We start from the raw sequence: 16,721 nt of genomic DNA, 5'->3' as shown, positions 1-16,721 counted from the left end.
TCGGGAAATGGGCTCGTCGTTGCGGACGAGCCCGACAGCTCTGGTGTTATTTATTGCCCCAGCACAAATCCATACCGGTTTTGGTGTCTTTGCTATCCACGCCAGCTACGGCTTTGGCCGCAATCAGCGTTACGCCAGTGTCGGTGTAGCCCGAAGGTTTTTTGCCGGTTTTGGCATATTCAACGCCAGCAGCAACGCCCATCGCCGCCATTTTTAGTGGGTATTGCTGTGAGGTCGCGGCGATTTTGCCTGCACCAACATCTTTAATGCCTTGGCAGCCGCCATCCACCGATACCACCAGCACACCTTTTTCTTTGCCGGCTTTTTTCAGCGCGTTAAACGCACCAGCAGCTGCTGGTTCGTTGATGGTGTACACCACGTTGATATCTGGATTCTTCTGCAAACAGTTTTCCATCGCGGTTTGGCCTTTGGCTTGGTCGCCAAAGCTATCGGCCATGCAGACTACTTCGGCCGGCTTGGCTAACTCATTGCTTTTAGCATCGAGCGATTTGAGGCCAAAACCTTCCAAAAAGCCGTTGTGACGTTGTGCGCCAACTGGGTGTCCTGGAAATAGGTCTAAGGTGGCGATTTTTGCGGGTTTGCCCGCCATCGTGGCTTTGGCGTAGTTGCCAATTAAAACGCCAGCTTTGAAGTTGTCAGTGGCAAACAGTGCATCAGTTGCATTGGCTGGCTCAGTGGGGCTATCCAGTGCAATCACCAGTACGCCTTTTTCGCGTGCTTTTTTAATGCTGGGGACAATGGCCTTTGAGTCGCTTGGAGTAATCAGAATGGTTTTAGCGCCAGCGGCAATCATGTTTTCGATTGCAGTAACTTGCCCTGCATTATCACCATCCGTTTTACCTGCGGCAGATAGCAGCTTGGCGCCTTTGGCTTTGGCTTCAGCGCTGGCACCTTCTTTCATTTTGACAAAGAAAGGGTTGGTTTCTGTCTTGGTAATCAGGCCGATAATCGGTTCAGCCGCGAAGGTGGGAAGAGCAATCGCAGTTGCGACAGCGGCAATGGCAAGATGGATGCGGCTCTGTTGCATGATACTTCTCCTAATGTGTGTTCCTGTGTAGGTAGTGGGTACTGCAATCAAATTGCGTATGCTTTTATTAATAAATCAATTTGATTTATGAAAAGATTATGCCTGTCGGATTAATAAATCAAGTCAATTGATCTATATAAAAACCCTTAGTAAATAGCTGATTAACTTACGATTTGGCTCTGTTCGGGTACAGTAAACGGTGGCACAACCTTGATCGGGGTGGGGTTACTGCTTCGTGCTGCTGGGAGGCTCTGGGGATTGGTTTGGGTAGGTATAGGCTGGAATGCCTTTTTCTCAAAGATGCAGAGAGCAATACTTGACCCTGTGGATCGCCGATTGGCGACTTTTAATAAAAAATTAACCGTATAAATACTTTATTCTTTGGATTCTTAATCTAAGCTTACTTCGAAATGGGGAGGGTATGCGATGGATTGGGTAGGATTGGGTTTGCTAGTGGTGTTTGTGGTATTGGTGCTCAAGTCATGGTGGCAGGAGCGGCGCAGCGATTTGCCGCAAGATGCGCGCTTTGATCGCAGCGGTGTGGATTTCAGTATTTATTTGTATTCATCCAAGCGTGGCCAGTTGCCACGCCTGGATCGTTAAGTGTTGGATTGCTGAGTATTGCTTAGAGTTCAAAATTCTGGCGCTATTTGCTCGGCATAATCGTAGAGCGCCGCTAAAATTTCCTCGCCGCGCGCATCCCCATCGGCAAGCGTTTCGGCTAAACGATCAATTTCCTCGCTATAACTTTCTAAAGTGAGTGCGTTGGCTGCGCCTTCAAATAGTCGTGCATTCCGCCACTGCTCCCAGCGAGTATCTTCCTCGGCTGTGAGTGTTTCTGGGAAGTTGCGGGCTCGGTAGCGGAAAAATAATTCTTCCAGCTGGCGGTCTTCAAAGTGCACTATTTCGGTAGCCAGCTGCGCGCCATTCAGGCTGCGCAGGCGGGTGAGGGTGCGTCGATCAGTGTTGGAGACAAAGCCGCCATATAGGTTGCCATCGACATCAGGTTTCTCGTCGTTGTGGTCACGTTCACGAGCAAACACTTCATGCCACGCAATACTGGGGGCTTGGGTAAGTAGGGCTGCATGCTGCTGGATCTGGTTCATATCAATGTGCCAGCGTGCGATGTCTTCACTGCGCAGCACTTTTAAGTTGCCCACCACGATCGGGGATTTGTTCGCGTGTATGGTTTTGATTGGTAGCCGCGGCGTATCACCCAATTCGCTTTGTTTGCTAAACATCCGGTGGCGAATTTCGGCGGGAGTCAGGCCAAACAGCTCCTGCGGATCGTAGGCCAAATCCCAGACAATAATTTCATTTTTATTGGTGGGGTGCATACCCAGTGGCCAAACCAGCGCTAGGTTTCCGCGCTCTACGCCATACATGCCGGAAATATGCACCAAGGGGCGGGGTTGCGCGATGTTCATTTCGTCAAAGACCCGGTCTTTTTTACGCAAGGCCAAGCAAAAGTCGAATAATTTTGGTTGTTTGGCGCGAATTAATCGCGCCAGCGCAACGGTTGCTCTGACATCCGATAATGCGTCGTGGGCGGCCTCATGCGCCAAGCCATTGGCTGCGGTCAGGTGCTCCAATTTAAAGCTGATACGCCCATCGTCATGTTTGGGCCATTCAATCCCTTCCGGTCTGAGTGCATACAGGGTGCGTACAACATCGAGCAAATCCCAGCGGCCGCAGCCGTTTTGCCATTCGCGTGCATAAGGATCGATCAGATTGCGCCAAAACATAAAGCGAGTCACTTCATCGTCAAAACGGATGGTGTTGTAACCCACGCCTATTGTTTCGGGTGTGGCTAGTTCGCGTTCGATGGCGGCGGCAAATTGATATTCTGGAATCCCGTTGGCCAAACAAAATTGCGGAGTAATTCCAGTGAGTAGGCATGCCTCGGGCGCTGGCAGATAATCATTGGCAGGTTGGCAGTGTAAATTAATTGGCTGCCCGATTTCATTGAGATCGGCATCGGTGCGAATCCCGGCAAATTGCGCCGGGCGATCTAGCTTGGGGTTTACGCCAAAAGTTTCGTAGTCGTGCCAGAGAAAAGTTATGCTCATTGCCGGTTCGATCTTTGTAAAGGTGCGTTTTTATACTGTGCTGAGCGGCAACGGGCAAGTAAAAATGCGTTGTGCGCCAGTTTGTGATGGGTGAGCCAATGGCCTTGGAGGGTATGGCTCTGTTAGCCTCATTTGATGTTGCTTATGAGCATATACCTACTTGGTTTTGAACGGGCTTAGGTTGCGATAAGGTGCCGCGAGCGGGTCGCCAATAAAAACCCCTTGCGCGGGCCATGCCACACTTTTCCAGTAGGCCTCAACTGCACTAGCGCCGTTGATGTAGTGAAACAGCAGCACTTGCGGGTGCGGAAATTTCTGCGGGTAGCTGTAGGGCTCGCTAACCGTGCCATAGCTCGCGCTGGCGCCAGCCTCCAGCCAGCGTAGGCTACTCATCTGGCTGCTATCGGTAAGCTGGCCACCAAATGAGGTGAGGTGATCGGCCAAGGCGCCGGGTAAAAATTTTAACGTTTCCAAACCATCCACGCGTGCCAATCCGGTCTGGTAAAAAATGACATCTTTGCGGTCACGTAGGGTTTCGGCGTTGAGGTTCTCAATTTTAAGTGCCGGTTTGCTTAAGGTCTGGCTGGGCGGAAACAAGGGCGCGCGTGAGCTACGGGCTTGATCTTTGGTGGTGAGGTAGTAAGCGGTGCCTTTGGGTTGGTTGCCCCATGCTTGCAGGCCTGTATCAATGAGCTTTTTGGCACTGCTGAAGTCTTTGGCCGCCAGCAGCATGCTCGGGCGAATTTTCAAATCGGTGTAGGGCTGGGTGCTGGGGTGGTTAAAGTAGGCCGATTCCGGCGTAGGCTTGCCCAGATTGGCGCAGACGCCCTCAACATAACCCATCGTGACGCCGTAAGTGATGCCAAGACAATTGACCCGATATGGTTTGGCCCATGCAAGCGCTAGTGCTTGGGTGTTATCGCCGAAATAGGCGTTAATCTGAGCATTGAGCTGTTCCAGCTCGCCTTCGGTAATCCAAACGCGATCCGTCGGTAATGTGACGCTAAGAATTTGCTCGGGTTTGAGCTGGTGCTGTTTGGCGTAATACTCGCCAATTTCCAGCGAAAGAGGGTCATTTTTATTGATAACCAAACCCAATTGTTCGGCATTCAGTTGGTAAGGACTGTTCAGGTTGCCAGGTGCTGCCTGAGCCCAGTTGAATCCGCACAATAAGATTGAAAGCAGGAAATAGCGCATAAGCCAGATTAAAAGCAATAAACACCGATAATAGCTGCAAAAACGGCAATGCTCTATGGTTTGCTGAGGTGTGACTGATTTTTTTGGGGGGGGTGTTACGAGAGATGGTACAGAAGTGATGCAAGAAGATTCTGGTCGGGGCGGTGGGATTCGAACTCACGACCACCTGGTCCCAAACCAGGTGCGCTACCGGGCTGCGCTACGCCCCGACTAGAGGTTGCGAACTATACCGATCAGGTCTAATTACGTCAACACTTGTCGGTCAAAAAAACAGGTTTTTTGGCTAAATATTTGATTGTTATTGAATTTAAATTTGGCGCTTCTAAGCTGGCGCGGCTGTTGTTTGCTTCATTGTGAATGCCACTAATGTGCGTAGAATCGCTGTCATACTGACCTTCGTGGATGAAAAATGTTTTTCTCTATGCCCATTCGCGGGATCGCCCGCTTGCTGATGAGTGCCGTGCTGACTTTTTGCCTAGTTGCCTGTAGCAAAGTAACGGCAGAAAACTATCAAAAAATCAGCACTGGGATGTCACGCGCAGAGGTGGTGGCGCTACTGGGGGAGCCGAGCACGAGCCATTCCTCCAGTTTGCTTGGTGTGAGCGGCGAGTCGGCAGTGTGGGAGTCGGGCAAGGTGAAGATTGAGGCCACCTTTGTGAATGATGCCTTGCTAACGCGTCAATTGGTGCAGCAGTAAGCCGATTCTTATTGGGTATAGTTATCTAGGTTTATGTCCAGCTATCTTTTAGGGCTATACCCCTCATTCTTAGGTTCGATAGCCCCGTAAAAATAGCTGCACTGCATGTTGAGTGTGACGGGTAATGGCTTCGGCAGTGGGCTCTGCAACTGAAAGCTGCATTTTGCGCACAATGCCTGCATCGCACAGCGCAAAAAATTGCTCTGCTGCCAGCGTGCTATCTGCAATATCTAAGATGCCACGCTGCTTCAGGTGCTCCAGATAGCGCCCCAAGTGCTGCATTGCTTGGGCGGGGCCGCTGGCTTCGACGGCTTGGCCTAGCTCGGGGAACTGCAGGGCTTCAGCCAACACCACGCGAAAAAAAGCCTGTTGGGCAGGATCGATAAGCCCCATCAGCCATTGTTGTCCAATCATGGTTAAGATTGGCTCGGGCGGGGCGTCACTAAATTCGGTCGGTGGCGCAGAGTGAGCTTCCGCTTTGCAGCACTCGCCTTGAATCAGGGCGATAAACAGCGTTTCTTTGTTTTCAAAATAATTGTACAGCGTGCCTTTGGAAACCCCCGCCGTTTTGGCGATTTTTTCCATGCTGGCAGCGGCATAGCCGTGCTCCATAAAGATGGCGCGAGCTCCCGCTAAGATTTGTTCGCGTTTGGTTTCGCTGTGCTTGTTATTGAGCTTGGCAATTGTCATCGCGCGTTCCAAAAAATGATTTAATTTGCATATTGACCGAACCGTTCAGTCAGTTTAGCATGTTTGTTAGCAAATCCAAATTCAGTGCCGCTGCGCATCTTATTTGCTGTGGTGGCTTTATATCGTGTGTTATCCCGATAGGAACGCAGTTCCATGCAACTTCGTTTAATGCTTTCTGTGAGTATTTTGGCGGGCCTGCTTAGCGCTTGTGCCGTCAATTTACCGGCCCCAACTTCAGCACAACTCGACCCAAAAGCACTGGAATGGCAAGCCAGCCCTCCATTGGCTGAGCGGCTGGCTGAGCAAACTCAATGGTGGCAGGCTTGGAATGACCCCGTGTTAAGCCAGCTGCAAGCAGCCGCGCAGCAAGATAATCCCACTTTGCAACTGGCCACGGCACGTATCAGTGAGGCGCGTGCCAAAGCTTATTCTGCCAAAGCATATTTATGGCCGACCCTGACGGGAACTGCTGCAGGCACTCGTAGTAAAAATGAATTAATGCAGCCGGGGGCCATCACCAACGCCGGCTCGGTTGGACTCGACGCCAGTTGGGAAATTGATTTATGGGGCGGGGTGCGCGCTGCCGAGCAAGGATTGCTCGCCAATCTGGCCGCACGCGAAAGCGAGTGGCATGATGCGCGCACCAGCATGGCCGCCGAAGTGGCCAATGCCTATGTGACCTACCGTGCTTATCAAACCATGGGCGCAATCGTGGAGCAGGATTTGGCTTCACGTGATCGTAGCTTGGCACTCACGCAGGACAAGCAGCGCGTCGGGCTGGCCAGTCCCGTTGATGTAGCTTTACTTGATGCCAGTAGTGCCGATGCACAGGCACAGTTGGTGGAAATGCAGGAAGGGCAGGCCGTAGCGATTAAAGCGCTGGTGGCCCTGACTGGCTTGGATGAAAACGAAGTACGTTTGCAGCTTGAGGCCGTCGAGCCGGCCGCGCGTCGTATGCCGCAGCCGGTTGGTTTTACTGTGGCCAGTTTGCCTGCCGAAGTCATCACGCAGCGACCTGATGTGCGCAGTGCTGCCGAGCTAGTCAAAATGGCGGCTGCCGATGTTGGCGTGGCAGAAGTGGCGCGGCTACCTTCGGTAAGCCTGTTTGGCGCGATTAACATCGGTGAGCAGCGCAGCAATGGCCTAACCCTGAATGGGCAGAGCTGGTCGTTTGGCCCCACCATCAAGCTCCCTATCTTTAATGCTGGTCGATTGAAGGCCGATCAAGAGGCGGCACACGCCCGTTACGATCAGGCATTGGCGGCCTATCAGCAGCGCGTGCGCATGGCCGTGCGCGAAGTGGAAGAAAACATGGTGCGGCTAAATGGCTCCGCTCAACGTGTTGCCGCGACGCAGCGTGCGGTGGCTGGCTATCAAAAGCAACTCGATTCGGGCGAAGCCATGTGGAAGGCCGGTGCCGCCAGTTTGCTGGATTTAGAAGTCTCACGCCGTTTTTTACTCACCGCCCAAACCCGCCTGATCAGTTTGCAGCGCGAGCAGTTGGCGAACTGGATTGCACTGTATAAAGCCGTCGGCGGCGAGTGGGGCTTGGATGAGCCCGCGAAGATATCGGTGCCGTGATGGCAAATACCGCCGGATCGGCGCAAGGTGGAGTGCGGCTGATTTTACGCTTGGAAGGTTTGTGCATTTTACTTGCGGCGCTAGCGCTGTATAGCGCTATGCGGGGTGACTGGTGGCAATTTGCAGGCTGGTTTTTTGTTCCTGATTTGGCTTTGCTGGGCTATTGGCTTAATCGCCAGTGCGGGGCGGTTTGCTACAACCTGAGCCACTCGTATGTAGGCGCTTTGTTGGTGTGTGCCTATGGGCATTTTGTGGTGCAACCGTATTGGCTGAGTTTGGGGCTGATTTGGTGCGCACATTTGGGTTTTGATCGCGCGCTTGGCTATGGCCTGAAATACGCGGCGGGCTTTCACTTTACTCACCTAGGGCACATTGGGCGCCGTAAAGCGCAGTTAGATTAAATGGGTATTGCCATGAATGGCAATGCTAATAATTGGTTGGTAAAGATACTGGAGTAGGGTAATGAATCGTTTGTTAGAACGTCTTCCTGCGCAACGTCGGATGGTCATTAGTGTGCTGGCTGCTGTGGCTGTGATCGGTATTGGTGGCTATGCCCTTGCCAATGCGGATAAGAAAACGGCCGCCGCCAGCCCGGCCAAAGCGGTACTGAGCGTGAAGCTGATTACGCCCAAGGTGATGGAATGGGCGCAAAACGTATCTGCCAATGGCAATGTGGTGGCGTGGCAGGAATCGCAAATTGGCACCGAAATTGGCGGTTTGCGCTTGGTGGAAGTTAATGCGCAAATTGGCGATGTAGTAAAAAAAGGCCAAGTGCTAGCGCGTTATAACGATGAAACGATTCAGGCTGAACTTGCGCAGGTAAAAGCTGCGGTCGCTGAGGCGGAAGCCGCCCTGAACGAAGCGCAAGAAAATGCCAATCGCGTGCGGCAATTGGGAACCAGTGGCTCGTTGAGCGCACAGCAAATTACGCAGGCGATGACGCAAGAGCGCACCGCTCAAGCGCGGGTAGCCTCAGCCAAAGCCCAATTGGTTAGCGCACAGGCAAGGCTCAATCAAACTCGGATAGCTGCCCCTGACGATGGGGTGATTTCCGGTCGCAGTGCAACGCTGGGCTCGGTTAGTCAGCCGGGGCAAGAGTTATTCAAACTGGTACGCAAGGGGCGGTTGGAATGGCAAGCCGAAGTGACTGCCAGTGAAAGTGCGCACATCAAGGTCGGGCAGGATGCGACGTTAACGGTGGCCAGTGGCAAGGTGCTCAGCGGTAAAGTTCGCCAGATTGCCCCGACGATTGATACCAAAACGCGCAATCTAATCGTATATGTCGACGTCAAAAATGAAGATACCGCGCTGGGCGCGGCCAAACCGGGGATGTTTGCCAAAGGGCAGATCGCCGTTGGGCAAGCCAAAGCGCTTACCTTGCCGGGTAGCGCGATTTTGCTGCGCGATGGTTTTGCCAATGTGTTCGTGATTGATGCTGCGACGCCACAAGGGAACAGCAAAGTTAAACAGGTACGGGTGCAATTGGGGCGGCAGGCGCAGGGCTTGATGGAAGTGAGCGGTATCGCGGCAACAGCCCAAGTGGTGGCATCCGGCGCAGGTTTTCTGGCCGATGGCGATACTGTTCGGGTCGTTAAATAAGGGTATTGCCCTGTAATTATTGTTAATCAATAGCGTTGTCGATATACCCGTGAAGGTATGTTTGCCAAGGATGCATGATGAATTTTTCTGCGTGGTCGATTAAAAACCCGATACCGGCAATTATGTTGTTTGTGTTGCTGTCTATTGCCGGACTGTGGTCGTTCAAAGCGATGAAGGTGCAGGACTTTCCGGATATTGAATTACCAATGGTGACGGTGACGGCGGTGCTCGATGGTGCCGCGCCCGCCCAATTAGAAACCGAAGTCGTCCGCAAAATTGAAAACTCGGTGTCGGCGCTACAAGGTGTGAAGCACGTTTACAGCAATATCACCGATGGCGTGGTCAGCATGACCGTTGAGTTTGAGCTGGAAAAACCCATCAATGACGCGGTTGATAGCGTGCGTGATGCCGTATCCAATGTGCGCGGTGATCTGCCCGCCGATTTGAAAGACCCAATTATTGGTAAAGTCGAATTCTCTGGCGTGCCGTTTTTGGTGTTTACCGTCGCCGACTCGCAGCTCGATGAGGAACAGCTCTCGTGGTTTGTGGATAACAAAATCACGCGCTTGGTGCGCGCGGTGTCTGGTGTTGGGCAAGTATCGCGTGTTGGTGGGGTAACGCGTGAGGTGCGCATTGAGCTCGATCCTGAGCGCATGAGTGCATTGGGTGTCACTAGCAGCGATATTTCGCGCCAATTGGCGATCACACAAAAAGACTCTTCTGGTGGCCGTGCTGATTTGGCGGGGGCGGAGCAAGCCTTGCGTACTATTGCCACCGTGCAAACGGCCGCTGAATTAGCCAAAACCGAATTGGCATTGGGTGATGGGCGTCGCATCCGCTTGGAGCAGATTGCCACCATTGCCGACACCACTGCAGAGCGCCGGACGATTGCCCAACTCGATGGTAAACCGGTGGTTGGGTTTGAGATTACCCGCTCGCGTGGCGCCAGCGAGACTGAAGTCGCGGCACAAATTCAAAAAGTACTCGCACAACTCAAAGCCGAGTATCCAACGCTGCAAATTACTCAAGCCTATGACATGGCTAAGCCGGTGCAGGATGAGTTCGATGGCTCGATGATGCTGCTTTACGAAGGCGCTTTGCTGGCCATCGTCGTGGTGTGGTTCTTTCTGCGGGATTGGCGAGCGACGCTGGTGTCGGCGGCAGCTTTGCCCTTATCGATTTTGCCGACTTTCATCGGCATGCACTATATGGGCTTTTCGCTCAATACCGTCACCTTATTATCGATGGCCTTGGTGGTGGGGATTTTGGTCGACGACGCGATTGTCGAGATCGAAAACATCGTTCGCCATTTACGCATGGGCAAAACCCCGTATCAAGCTGCAATGGAAGCGGCGGATGAAATTGGCTTGGCGGTCATTGCCACTACTTTTGCGCTGGTCGCGGTGTTCTTGCCGACGGCATTTATGGGCGGCATTCCAGGGAAATTTTTTATCTCCTTTGGCTGGACCGCGGCTTTGGCTGTATTGGCCTCTTTGGTGGTTGCACGCTTGCTTACGCCAATGATGGCGGCCTATTTGCTCAAACCAATTGTCCATGCTGAGCAAGAAGGCCGGATGATGAAAACCTATTTGCGCTGGGCAGAATGGTGCCTGCGCAATCGTAAAAAAACTGCCGCCTTATCGATTGCGTTTTTTGTCGGCTCGCTGGCTTTGGTGCCGCTGCTGCCGACGGGCTTTGTGCCTGCTGATGATCGGTCGCAAACCTTGGTGAGTATTGAATTGCCACCGGGCTCAACGCTGCAAGATACTTATGCAGTGACCGAGCAGGCCCGCAAAATCATCGAAAAGCAGCCTTATATCACGCGGATTTACACTGCAATCGGCGGCGGTAAAGCAGGTGGGGATCCGTTTGCTGGTGGCTCAAGTAGCGTGAATAAAGCCAGCATTACGCTCACGCTGGTCGATCGCAAGCAACGCCCAGTGAAGAAAACCCAGATCGAGAAAAACTTGCGCGAAGCACTGGCGGTATTGCCCGGTGCACGCGTTAAGATTGGTTTGGGGCAGTCGGGTGAAAAGCTACAGATGATTATTAAATCGGACGACCCGGAAGCCTTAGCACTCGCCGCAAAAAACATCGAGCAAGATTTACGCACGCTGGCTGGCGTAGGTGCGATTACTTCAAGTGCGAGTTTGGTACGGCCGGAAGTGATTATTCGGCCTGACATGGCCAAAGCCGCCGACATGGGGGTCACAGGGCTGGCGATTGCCAACACGATCCGTGTGGCGACGGTGGGCGACTTTGATACCGCATTGGCCAAGCTCAATTTGCCTGAGCGCCAAGTACCGGTGGTAGTACGTTTGCCTGATTCTTTCCGTACCGATTTGGAGGCTCTCAAGCGCTTACGCGTACCATCGGCCCAGGGCGATGTGATGCTAGGGCAAGTGGCGGAGGTTGAAATTGGCAGCGGCCCCAGCTTGATTAGTCGCTATGACAGAGCGCGCAATGTGATTTTCGATGTGGAGCTCAATGGTCTCACCCTCGGTGAGGTTAGCGCCAAGCTAGATGAATTGCCGGCACTCAAAAATTTGCCTGCCGGTGTGACGCGTGCTGAGTTTGGCGACGCTGAAGAGATGAAAAAACTATTTGCCAGCTTTGGTTTGGCGATGCTCACCGGTGTGCTGTGCATTTATATGGTGCTGGTGCTGCTGTTCCGCGACTTTATGCAGCCGGTGACGATTCTGGCCGCTTTGCCGCTGTCGATTGGCGGGGCTTTTGTCGCGCTGTTGGTGGCCAATAGTGCGTTTGCCATGCCGTCACTAATTGGTTTGATCATGTTGATGGGGATTGCCACCAAAAACTCGATTTTGCTGGTGGAGTATGCAATTGTCGCGCGGCGCTCTGGCAAGAGTCGATTCGATGCCTTGATGGATGCGTGTCATAAACGCGCACGACCAATTGTGATGACGACGATTGCGATGGGGGCGGGGATGTTACCGATTGCGATTGGCTGGGGCGCGGATTCAAGTTTCCGCTCACCTATGGCAATTGCGGTGATCGGCGGCTTGATTACCTCGACATTCCTCAGTTTGTTGGTGATTCCGGTGGTGTTTACTTTTGTGGACGATTTCGTGCAGTGGTGGGCTCGCAAACGCGGCAAAACTCAGACTGCATAAGTGTTCAAATAAATATACATGCATTGGTATCTAGTTGAAAGCCAGTGCATGTATGTTTTTGATTGATATACCCCTAGCTAATCTTATGCTTTGATGTAGCGCTCAAACACAAAGCCAAAATCTTTAACTAGATATTTTTGCTGAGCGGCAGAAAGCCAGCTAAAGGCAGTTTGATTGAGTTCTTTAAACGCTTCCACCACCGGCGTGCCGCCAACCTGACCACGCCCCAGTGTGGTGGCGGCAAGCTCCAAGCTGGCCTTGGCGTTGTCATGCATGAGCTCGTTCTCGTGCATGATCTCAGCGATGCGTAGCAGCGATTTGTAGAGGTCTTTTAATTCTTCCAGATGTTTTTTATGCACATCGATTGAGAATTCTTTGTGGCCAAAGGTGAATTTGATCTCGACATCCATATCTACGGTGCCGGCGGTTTCCAGATGGACATTGGTGATCGGGTTGGAGTGATAGCTATAGCGATACAGCATGCGTTTTTTGCTCATCGCACTGGTGCCATCCAGATGGATCAAGGCTTTGTTGGTAAAGCAGTATTCATCGGTTTTGGATTTGATCAGGAAAAAAATTTTTTCATTATCTTCGTGAAATACATAATCATCCGCATCGACTTTGTCATAGTCTTCGACGCGCACTACCGACCCAATATCACTTAGCCCGAGCGCATCTGCTGCAAGTTTGCCAAACATGGTGATCCTTTTGCTGGAATTGAAGAGGATTAAGTTGCTTTCTGACTTTATTCGTCAAATAAAGTTCAACTATGGTTTGGTAATTAGCGACGAGCTAGCGCTAATAGGCCGCCGACGGTGAAAAATGCGGCGCCGCAGGCGCGGTTAAAGAGCCGTATTCGTTTGGGTTCTTGTAGCCAACTGGCCAAGCGATTGCCGCCCCAAGCGTAAGCAATTTGCCAACTGATTTCGATGATAAAAAATGAGCTGAGCAAAATCGCCCATTGCTGCCCCTGTGGCAAGCTGGTGTCGATAAATTGCGGTAAGAATGCACCGGCAAATAAAATGGCTTTGGGGTTTGAGAGGGCAACGGCAAGCCCTGTTTTAAAGCGGGCTTGCGCATCGCTCGCATCTGCATTGGGTAAACGTAGATTTTCACCCGCGCGCCAGCTCTGAATACCTAAGTAAATCAGATACAATGCGCCGGCAATTTTGAGAGCGGTAAACAAGGTGACCGAGGCCGCCAAAATGGCGCCCACGCCCAGTGCTGATAGGCCGATCAAGATACTCAACCCTGTAATTGCCCCAGCCATTGTCACTAAAGTCGCTTGCAAGCCATAACGGGCGCCATGACTGAGCATTAGCAGCATATTCGGTCCAGGGGTGGCGGAAATAAAAATGGTGGTGCCCAAAAAGAGCAGCCATAGCTGAAAATTCATGGTTTGACTGGTATGGCAGGATTAGTTAGCTGCCAGCATAAGTCAAAGCTGGGGCAAATTAAATAAATAACGCCTTGTTTTGCGACGTTTTACTATCAATGCTTGCAATCACAAGGCTTTGTCATAAAAATGGGAATACCTTCGCTTATTGCGTGCGCTGTAATTCCAACAAGAGAAAATACCCTGTGTCTCGTTCCCGACTAAACCAGCAAGCTGATGATTCTGGATATTCATTTGGCAGAATCCGCAAAGTGCTGGTCGTTTTGTCGCTCTGTGTATGTGCGGCCGCATTGGCCATTCTAGGGCAGTCAATCTGGCGTAGTCACCAGGACACCTTGGCCAAGGCAGAACAGGAAATGCTGTTGTTGGCGCGTACGATGGAAGAGCACGTTGGCCGCACCATGGAAGGCACTTTGTCCGCGATGAATGGGGTCGAGCACGATGAGGTGTTTTCATCCTGTCTATCCGTGCGTGATGCCGGCTGTTTGCATGCCTATATGCAGCGTACCGTCGGTCGCTACCCACAACTGAATGCCATGGCATTAGCTTATCCGGATGGTGAGTTGGCGGCGTCAAGCCAAATGCATCCTGTTAGCGGGCGCAATCTATCCAGTGTTCCGTATTTTCGAGCCATTCGTAGTCGCCCGCAGTCACCTTATTATATTGGTGACCAGCAAACAGACCCCAGTGGCAAAGTTGATACCATTCCGTTTGTGACCAGTATTTTAGATAAACAAACGCATTCCATGGCGGTATTGATCGCTGGGCTAGACCCGAATTTCTATCAGCAATTTTATGATTCCATTAATTTGAATCGGGCTTTGGTTATTCGCTTATTTAGGGATGATGGTATTACCCTGGTCCGCTTTCCGAACCCGGCTCAAGAAATTGGCCGCGATATTTCACAGCGCAGCTTTTTCGATAAAGTTTTCCGTGACTCACCAAGCGGGGTGTTTTATGAAACCAGCAAAAGTGATGGTATTACGCGGATTTACGGCTGGCGGCGTGTGCAGGGGTGGCCACTTGGGGTATCGGTTGGTATTGACCGCGAGTTAGTCTTGGCTCAGTGGCGGCAAGATACGCTAGTGAATGTGGCGATTGCCTTGCTGTTGTTAATCTCGGGTGCAGGTTTGCTGCTGTATGTCTTGCGGCAGTTACGTCGTCTGGAGCGCACGGAAGACACCTTATTTTTAACCAAGGTGGCCGTCGAAAATGGGGCAGATATGGCCATCTGGCTGGATCCGCAAGGGCATATCCGTTACGTCAATACCACGAGTTGCAAGCGCTTGGGGTATAACGAAACCGAATTAATGGGCATGCGCTTTCGGGATATCCACCCTAATTTCAAAGCTGAGGGCTGGCCTAAGTTTTGGCAAAAATTGCGGCATCATCGCCATTTGTTCGACGAAATTACTTTGCGTACCCGTACGGGTGAAGAATTCCCCAGCGAGATGCATTCAAATTATATTTTGTTTCAAGGGCAAGAATATAACTGTGCAGTGGTACGCGATATTTCTGAGCGGAGAATGGCTGAAGAGGCAATTGGTAAATCAGAACAACAATTGCGTTTGGCTTTAGAGGCCTCTAGCACGGGCTTGTTTGACATGCCGCTTGATGGTCGCCGCACGGCAGTGACCAGCCCCGAGTATGACAAGCTGCTGGGTTATCAACCTGGCGAGCTGATTGAAACTTTTGAAAAGTGGAAAGAGCAATTACACCCCACCGATCGAGAGCAAGCGGTATCGGCTTACCGTGATTATTACGTAGGCAATTCGGCGCAATTTGCGGTGGATTTCCGGCGCCGCACGAAAGCCGGCGAGTATCGCTGGTTCCAAAGTCAGGGCAAATTTGTTGACTTTGATTCACGCGGCAAGCCTAGTCGCTTGATCGGCACCATGACCGATATTACCGAGCGCAAAGAGGCGCAGGATCGGATTACCGAGCTAGCCAATTTTGATACGGTTACTGGCCTGGCGAACCGAAACCTATTACGCGATGAGTTGCGCTTAGCATTGGCTTCCGCCGAGCGCTATAAGCGCAAATTGGCGCTATTGTTTTTGGATTTAGACCGTTTCAAGACTATTAATGATTCGCTCGGCCATGCCGCAGGCGATATGGTATTGGCGCAAGTCGCGTTGCGCTTACGCAATATCGTCGGTAAGCAAGATATTTTGTCGCGCTTAGGTGGCGATGAGTTTGTGCTGGTGTTGGCCGATTTGCCTAATGCTTTGGTGGCAGGTGATGTGGCGGAGCAAATTCTGGCTTCATTTGCTGAATCATTTGTCCTAGAAGCGGGTAATTTTGCGACCTCAACCTCGATTGGGATTAGTGTCTATCCAGATGATGGCCACGATGCAGATGAATTGATTAAAAATGCCGATGTCGCGATGTATCAGGCGAAAAGCAATGGCCGCAACAATTATCAGTTTTTCACCGCCGATATGAACGCAAGAGCCTCTGAGCGCCTCAGCTTGGAAACCAGCATGCGCGATGCTTTAAGTCGTGGTGAGTTTGAAGTGTTTTTCCAGCCACAAGTTGGTTTGGAGCATGGACAGATTATTGGCGCAGAAGCCCTCGTGCGCTGGAATCATCCGACCCAAGGTTTAGTTGCGCCATCCAAATTTATCCCGATTGCTGAAGAGTCGCGCATGATTGTGCCGCTGGGCAACTGGGTATTGCGGCGCAGTTGTGAGCTGGCAGCCCAGTGGCAACGTGAAGGGTTGCCGCCGATTACCATTGCGGTCAATTTATCCCCGCTGCAACTGCACCAGTCTAATTTGCTGGATTTGATTCAGGATGCACTCGATACGGCTGGTTTGGATGCTAAATATCTAGAGCTGGAAGTGACTGAGTCAGTTGTGATGCAGGAAGTTGAGCATGTGATGGCGATGTTGCATGGTATTAAGCAACTTGGGGTGAAGCTTTCGCTAGATGATTTTGGTACCGGCTATTCCAGCCTGTCTTATCTGAAACGCTTTGCCTTTAACAAGCTAAAGGTAGACCAAAGCTTTGTGCGGGATATTAGCTCGGATGCCAATGATGCCGCGATTGTGTTGGCGATTATCGGGTTGGGCAAAACTCTGGGTATGTCCGTGTTGGCCGAAGGGGTGGAAACCGATTTGCAACTCGAATTCCTGCGCCGGGCACAGACTGATTCGATCCAGGGCTATTTGTATAGCAAACCGTTGCCAAGCGACGCATTTCGCTTGTTAATGCTGGAAAACCGACCATTAAAAATGCCAGAAATTGAATTATTTCACTAATTAAAAAGCCTCGCATTGCGAGGCTTTTTAATTAGAACAATCAGCAT

Annotated in this window: 13 protein-coding genes and 1 tRNA gene; 7 read left to right on the top strand and 7 right to left on the bottom strand. The window is 51.6% G+C overall.

From position 1 onward, the window contains the following. Positions 1-46: 46 nt before the first annotated feature. A complete protein-coding gene (locus tag HZU75_RS05040; protein ID WP_180308071.1) occupies positions 47-1,048 on the bottom strand; it encodes a sugar ABC transporter substrate-binding protein in 1,002 nt (333 codons plus the stop codon). A gap of 426 nt (positions 1,049-1,474) precedes the next feature. Here HZU75_RS05040 and HZU75_RS05035 point away from each other — a divergent pair, with 426 nt between their 5' ends. Next, a complete protein-coding gene (locus tag HZU75_RS05035) occupies positions 1,475-1,651 on the top strand; it encodes a hypothetical protein (RefSeq protein WP_180308070.1) in 177 nt (58 codons plus the stop codon). A 29-nt stretch (positions 1,652-1,680) separates the two neighbouring features. Here the strand turns inward: HZU75_RS05035 and sbcB are convergent, their stop codons facing one another. The 3 genes from sbcB to HZU75_RS05020 all read right to left on the bottom strand — a co-directional run bounded on the left by sbcB (position 1,681) and on the right by HZU75_RS05020 (position 4,523). Then, positions 1,681-3,117, bottom strand: coding sequence for an exodeoxyribonuclease I (gene sbcB, locus HZU75_RS05030; RefSeq protein WP_180308069.1), 1,437 nt, complete (start codon positions 3,115-3,117; stop codon positions 1,681-1,683). 156 nt (positions 3,118-3,273) lie between these two features. Then, positions 3,274-4,314, bottom strand: coding sequence for a TIGR03790 family protein (locus HZU75_RS05025; RefSeq protein WP_180308068.1), 1,041 nt, complete (start codon positions 4,312-4,314; stop codon positions 3,274-3,276). 132 nt (positions 4,315-4,446) lie between these two features. Then, positions 4,447-4,523 (bottom strand) — tRNA-Pro (locus HZU75_RS05020). Positions 4,524-4,723: 200 nt separating this feature from the next. Here HZU75_RS05020 and HZU75_RS05015 point away from each other — a divergent pair. Continuing rightward, on the top strand, positions 4,724-5,011 hold the full coding sequence (locus HZU75_RS05015) for a DUF3862 domain-containing protein (RefSeq protein ID WP_228028198.1): 288 nt from the start codon (positions 4,724-4,726) through the stop codon (positions 5,009-5,011). Between the two features lie 69 nt (positions 5,012-5,080). Here the strand turns inward: HZU75_RS05015 and HZU75_RS05010 are convergent, their stop codons facing one another. Beyond that, positions 5,081-5,701, bottom strand: a complete 621-nt coding sequence (locus tag HZU75_RS05010) for a TetR/AcrR family transcriptional regulator (protein ID WP_180308067.1) — start codon at positions 5,699-5,701, stop codon at positions 5,081-5,083. A 153-nt stretch (positions 5,702-5,854) separates the two neighbouring features. On the opposite strand from HZU75_RS05010, the gene HZU75_RS05005 reads away from it, so the two are divergent. From HZU75_RS05005 to HZU75_RS04990, 4 genes are all read left to right on the top strand, one after another. Further along, positions 5,855-7,282, top strand: coding sequence for an efflux transporter outer membrane subunit (locus tag HZU75_RS05005; RefSeq protein ID WP_180308066.1), 1,428 nt, complete (start codon positions 5,855-5,857; stop codon positions 7,280-7,282). Further along, positions 7,282-7,683 carry a DUF4260 domain-containing protein gene (locus HZU75_RS05000; protein WP_180308065.1) on the top strand — a complete coding sequence of 134 codons (402 nt, stop codon included), beginning with the start codon at positions 7,282-7,284 and terminating at the stop codon, positions 7,681-7,683. Before HZU75_RS05005 ends, HZU75_RS05000 begins: the two co-directional genes overlap by 1 nt. A gap of 61 nt (positions 7,684-7,744) precedes the next feature. Next, positions 7,745-8,881, top strand: coding sequence for an efflux RND transporter periplasmic adaptor subunit (locus HZU75_RS04995; RefSeq protein ID WP_228028197.1), 1,137 nt, complete (start codon positions 7,745-7,747; stop codon positions 8,879-8,881). Positions 8,882-8,955: 74 nt separating this feature from the next. Next, positions 8,956-12,015: an efflux RND transporter permease subunit gene (locus tag HZU75_RS04990; RefSeq protein ID WP_228028196.1), complete on the top strand. Its 3,060-nt coding sequence runs from the start codon at positions 8,956-8,958 to the stop codon at positions 12,013-12,015. A gap of 83 nt (positions 12,016-12,098) precedes the next feature. Here the strand turns inward: HZU75_RS04990 and HZU75_RS04985 are convergent, their stop codons facing one another. Both HZU75_RS04985 and HZU75_RS04980 read right to left on the bottom strand, forming a co-directional pair. Next, positions 12,099-12,713, bottom strand: a complete 615-nt coding sequence (locus tag HZU75_RS04985; RefSeq protein WP_180308064.1) for a PH domain-containing protein — start codon at positions 12,711-12,713, stop codon at positions 12,099-12,101. 83 nt (positions 12,714-12,796) lie between these two features. After that, positions 12,797-13,411 carry a LysE family translocator gene (locus HZU75_RS04980; protein ID WP_180308063.1) on the bottom strand — a complete coding sequence of 205 codons (615 nt, stop codon included), beginning with the start codon at positions 13,409-13,411 and terminating at the stop codon, positions 12,797-12,799. 185 nt (positions 13,412-13,596) lie between these two features. Here HZU75_RS04980 and HZU75_RS04975 point away from each other — a divergent pair, with 185 nt between their 5' ends. Beyond that, the gene (locus HZU75_RS04975) at positions 13,597-16,674 is read left to right on the top strand and encodes a bifunctional diguanylate cyclase/phosphodiesterase (RefSeq protein ID WP_180308062.1); all 3,078 of its coding nucleotides are present in this window, start codon (positions 13,597-13,599) and stop codon (positions 16,672-16,674) included. Positions 16,675-16,721 lie beyond the last annotated feature (47 nt).

Origin of the sequence: Chitinibacter fontanus (assembly GCF_013423785.1) — a bacterium.
Classification (GTDB): Bacteria; Pseudomonadota; Gammaproteobacteria; order Burkholderiales; family Chitinibacteraceae; genus Chitinibacter; species Chitinibacter fontanus.
This window is presented reverse-complemented; position numbering and strand designations above follow the sequence as displayed.

What these genes read in the sequence shown, in the direction of transcription:
- HZU75_RS04985 (WP_180308064.1), bottom strand. Translation starts at nt 12,713, where the DNA reads ATGTTTGGCAAACTTGCAGCAGATGCGCTCGGGCTAAGTGATATTGGG.
- HZU75_RS05025 (WP_180308068.1), bottom strand. Translation starts at nt 4,314, where the DNA reads ATGCGCTATTTCCTGCTTTCAATCTTATTGTGCGGATTCAACTGGGCT.
- HZU75_RS04990 (WP_228028196.1), top strand. Translation starts at nt 8,956, where the DNA reads ATGATGAATTTTTCTGCGTGGTCGATTAAAAACCCGATACCGGCAATT.
- HZU75_RS05035 (WP_180308070.1), top strand. Translation starts at nt 1,475, where the DNA reads ATGGATTGGGTAGGATTGGGTTTGCTAGTGGTGTTTGTGGTATTGGTG.
- HZU75_RS05010 (WP_180308067.1), bottom strand. Translation starts at nt 5,701, where the DNA reads ATGACAATTGCCAAGCTCAATAACAAGCACAGCGAAACCAAACGCGAA.
- HZU75_RS04980 (WP_180308063.1), bottom strand. Translation starts at nt 13,411, where the DNA reads ATGAATTTTCAGCTATGGCTGCTCTTTTTGGGCACCACCATTTTTATT.
- HZU75_RS04995 (WP_228028197.1), top strand. Translation starts at nt 7,745, where the DNA reads ATGAATCGTTTGTTAGAACGTCTTCCTGCGCAACGTCGGATGGTCATT.
- HZU75_RS05005 (WP_180308066.1), top strand. Translation starts at nt 5,855, where the DNA reads ATGCAACTTCGTTTAATGCTTTCTGTGAGTATTTTGGCGGGCCTGCTT.
- sbcB (WP_180308069.1), bottom strand. Translation starts at nt 3,117, where the DNA reads ATGAGCATAACTTTTCTCTGGCACGACTACGAAACTTTTGGCGTAAAC.
- HZU75_RS05015 (WP_228028198.1), top strand. Translation starts at nt 4,724, where the DNA reads ATGTTTTTCTCTATGCCCATTCGCGGGATCGCCCGCTTGCTGATGAGT.
- HZU75_RS05040 (WP_180308071.1), bottom strand. Translation starts at nt 1,048, where the DNA reads ATGCAACAGAGCCGCATCCATCTTGCCATTGCCGCTGTCGCAACTGCG.
- HZU75_RS05000 (WP_180308065.1), top strand. Translation starts at nt 7,282, where the DNA reads ATGGCAAATACCGCCGGATCGGCGCAAGGTGGAGTGCGGCTGATTTTA.